This window comes from Acidisoma sp., from assembly GCF_035492295.1.
GTDB lineage: Bacteria > Pseudomonadota > Alphaproteobacteria > Acetobacterales > Acetobacteraceae > Acidisoma.
The window spans coordinates 1-4,175 of the sequence record NZ_DATJJK010000092.1 but is presented as its reverse complement, the minus strand read 5'-3'; the positions used below and the strand labels follow the sequence as shown (position 1 = coordinate 4,175).

Here is a 4,175-nt window from a genome sequence, read left to right as displayed (position 1 = left end):
GCAGCGCTTTCCATGTTGGGAAGTGCCAGCGCCTTGGCGCAGACGCCGACACATCGGCACCCGCACTACAATCCGTCCGACATCGTTACGATGAAGCCGGGACAGACGGTCAATACGGTCACGGAAGCACAGCTCGGCAATATTCCAGGCTGGAGCGTTCCCTCCGCCTACACCGCGCAGATCACGCTCAAGCCGGGTCAACAGTCGTCATAAGCTTGTCTGCCGCCCATGGCTGACCGAAGCGGTCGCGACCCGACCGCCTTCGGAGCAGCATCTGCCCACTAGCGAGCGCGTCCGACGCGCTGTGTGGTCGCCCTGAGCCACTGCTGAGCGCCCAAACCCTCGAGCCTCCGCTGCCAGAACATGACGGCCAGGAGCCGAGGGCCTCCAAGCCAAGGGCGCCATCCACCGTCTCCGGAGGACCGCGTCGGATCAGGGCAACAAACCTTCCGCGGCGTTGAGCGCGACGGACGGACCGTCGGTCGCGACTCATGGCTGGCTGCCTCATGTTGGGAGATCCGATCTGATCCAAGGCAGCGCATGCGTAACAGAAAGGTCATATGCGTAACCGACATGGCGTCGTGAGGAGGCCGAATTGGAGCATCCGTTCGGCTTTGGCCACAATACCATCATGACATTAGACAGGCGAAAATCCCGGAGCATTCTCCCCATGGCTGCACCGGTCAGGTCACGTGCCGCGCCATTCGACTTGCCGGCGCTTGGCGACACTGTTTGTCGTCCCGATAAGTACAGTCGGGGATCCGCGGCCTACTGGACCCGTGTGTGGTGTTCATCAACCGAGCGGTTCGAGTCGACACCGTAGACGCATGGGAAGCGGCAGTTTCTGTAGCAGCCACACGACGTATTCAATGCAACCGGGGGCGACGCAGCGCCTACCCGTCACGGATTGTGTATGATGAAAAAGCCGGGAAATTTTCTGATCTTGGTTGCCGTTGCCGCCCTCGGTGCCGGCGGATGGTTTGGGTTTCGACATGCCCGGGCCCAGGCCGTGGTGGTACTCTCGCCTCATCCGCCGACCCCTGTCACCGTAACACAGGTCACACAGGGGAAAGTGCAAGTCGACCTTTCCGGACTAGGGCATGTGCAGGCCTACAATCAGGTGACGATAAAGCCGCAGATTGGAGGCCAGATCACGCAAATCCCTTACAAACAAGGTGCCGTCGTACAAAAGAATGCCGTGCTGGTGCGGATTGATCCTCGGCCATTCCAGGCCAGGCTGGATCAGGACAAGGCCAATCTCCTGCGTGACGATGCCCATCTCACCAATGCGGCAGCCAATCTGAGCCGCTATGAGCCGTTGGCCCGCGAAGGCTACGCCAGTGTCCAACAGGCAGAGACACAGGCATCCATGGTCAGCCAGGCGCAGGCCGCGATTGCGGCGGACAAAGCAGTTATCGAGCAGGATCAGCTTTCGCTTGATTATGCCACGATCCGATCGCCGATCACCGGGGTGGCTGGCCTCCGTCTGGTCGATGTTGGGAACGTGGTTCAGCCGAATGAGGCAACGGGGCTGCTGACGGTCACGCAGGTCCAGCCGATCGCCGTGCTGTTCACGTTGCCCCAGACAGACCTGCCCGATGTGCAGGCGCAAGTCAATCAGGGGGGCGCCCAACTTCCTGTGGAGGCATGGTCCCAGGACGGGCGCAGGAAGCTCGCAACCGGGCGTTTGACGGTCATCAACAACACTGTTGATTCCAGTAACGGCACGATCACGCTCCGCTCCGTCTTCGCCAATACGCATAGGATGCTTTGGCCCGGGGAGTTCGTTCAGGCCAGAGTCATTCTGAAACTGCTTCCTAACGGTTTGACGGTTCCGGCCTCAGTCGTCCAACGCGGGCCGAGCGGCCCTTACGTCTGGGTCGTGCGGAACAAGATCGCGGAAATGCAGCCCGTGACGGTTGCTCAGATCCAGCAGGGGCGAGCGCTTGTCACGGCTGGCCTGCATGCCGGGGAAACGGTGGTGACGGACGGGCAGTACGGGCTGACGCCGGGCGCAACGGTCGCCGTGCAAGCTAGCAACCCCACCACCCCTCTGCAAAATGCGCAAACCGAAATGCTGGGGATCCAGCCATGAGCGGCGGCACACCCACGCATGGCGGCATCTCGGCGCCGTTCATCCGGCATCCGGTGGCGACCGCGATGCTGATGATCGCCATCCTGCTCGTCGGAATCATTGCCTTTCAGACATTGCCAATTGCCTCGTTGCCCGCGATCAATCAGCCGACCATTCAAGTGACGGCGAATATGCCCGGCGCTGATCCGCAGACGATGGCATCCTCCGTCGCGACGCCGCTGGAACGCCAGCTCGGTGAAATTCCGGGCTTGTCGCAGATGACCTCGTCCAGCGCCACCGGCGTGACGCAGATCACCTTGCAGTTCGATGCATCGCGCACGGTCGATTCGGCCGCGGGTGACGTCCAGGCGGCGATTAACGCGGCTGCGGGCGACTTGCCAAAAACCATGCCGACACCGCCGACCTATCGCAAGACAAACCCGGCTGACGCGCCGATCCTGCTGCTGGCCCTGACGTCCAAAAGCTTGCCGCTGACGACGGTTGACGATTACGGAGAAAGCATTCTCGCGCAGAAGCTATCGCAGGTACCCGGTGTTGGTCTTGTTACCATCGGCGGCCAGCAGCAGCCGGCCATGCGCGTGCAGGTCAATCCGGAGCAGCTATCGGCGCTCGGCCTGACACTTGAAGATGTCCGCACGGCGCTTGCGAATGTCACGGTCGACGATCCGAAAGGGATATTGGAGGGGACGACGCAATCCTATGCCTTGCAGACCAATGATCAGCTTACCCCGACAGTGGACTACAACAAGACAATTATCGCCTATAGGAACGGCGCACCCATCCGTATCCGCGACATCGGCCATGCCTCGATTGGTGCGGCCGACAACCAGCTCGCTGCCTGGTATAATCGATCGCCCGCCATCATCATTGCCGTGCAGCGCCTGCCGAATGCCAACGTCATTCAGACCGTCGATCTGATCGAGAAGGAATTACCCCAGCTCGAGGCTTCTATGCCACCGGGTGTCAAACTCTCCGTCGTCTCCGACCGCACCACCACGATCCGGGCCTCGGTCAGCGATGTAGAGTTCACTCTCGTGCTCACGGTCGGTCTCGTGGTCATGAGCATCCTGGTGTTCCTGCGCAACGTCTGGGCCACCATCATTCCCGGCGTCGCCGTCCCGCTCTCGATTGTCGGCACCTTCGCTGTCATGTCAGTGCTTGGGTTCTCTCTCGACAATCTTTCGCTCATGGCGCTCTCAATCGCTGTCGGCTTCGTGGTCGACGATGCCATCGTCATGGTCGAGAACATCGTCCATCATTTGGAAAAGGGCGAGACGCCGCTCGAGGCAGCCCTTCATGGGGCTGGGGAAATCGGCTTTACGATTCTGTCCATTTCCATATCGCTGATGGCAGTTTTCATCCCTCTTTTGCTGATGCATGGCATTGTCGGCATGCTGCTGCGGGAATTCGCCATCACCGTCGCGGTCGCCATTACCGTTTCCACCTTCATCTCCCTGACTTTGACGCCGATGCTCTCGGCGGTGCTGCTGCGCACGCCGCCGGCGGGAGGCGTGCGCCACGGCTGGGCCTATCTCGTTCTTGAACGGGGATTTGAAAGCCTGACGGCGGGCTACGATCGCATGCTGCGTGTCGTTCTGCGCCACCAGGGGAAAACTGCCCTCGTGCTCATCGGCACGATTGTGCTCACCGGATATCTATACGGCGCCGCACCCAAAAGCTTCTTTCCACAACAGGATACGGGCCTGATCTTCGGCGTGACCGAGGGAGCGCAGGATATCTCGATCGCCGATCTCGCGGCCAAGCAGCAGAAGGTCATCGCGCTTGTCCTGAAAGATCCTGCGGTGCAGTCGGTTGCAAGCTATATCGGGCCAGGTGGCGCCAATCCGGCCCCCAATCAGGGCCGCATGTTCATCGCTTTGAAGGCCGAGGGCCATCGCGGACCGCACGCCTCGGCGGATCAGGTTATTGCACGCCTTAACAGGCAGCTACAGAGTCAGGTCGGCATCACGCTTTACATGCAGGCGGCACAGGATATCACCATCGGCGGCCGCGTCGCCAAGACGCAATATCAGTATACGCTGACCGATGTCAGCACGCAGGAGTTGAACGCCTGGGCCCC

3 protein-coding genes are annotated in these 4,175 nt (G+C 60.9%); all 3 read left to right on the top strand.

Annotated elements, in window-relative coordinates; genetic code table 11:
- On the top strand, positions 1–213 hold a 213-nt coding region (locus tag VL752_RS06565), incomplete at its 5' end, for a hypothetical protein (protein WP_325353371.1).
- Positions 214–913: 700 nt separating this feature from the next.
- Positions 914–2,095 carry an efflux RND transporter periplasmic adaptor subunit gene (locus VL752_RS06560; RefSeq protein WP_325353370.1) on the top strand — a complete coding sequence of 394 codons (1,182 nt, stop codon included), beginning with the start codon at positions 914–916 and terminating at the stop codon, positions 2,093–2,095.
- Positions 2,092–4,175, top strand: a 2,084-nt coding sequence (locus VL752_RS06555) for an efflux RND transporter permease subunit (protein ID WP_325353368.1), incomplete at its 3' end; no start/stop codon positions are given. The genes VL752_RS06560 and VL752_RS06555, both read left to right, overlap by 4 nt.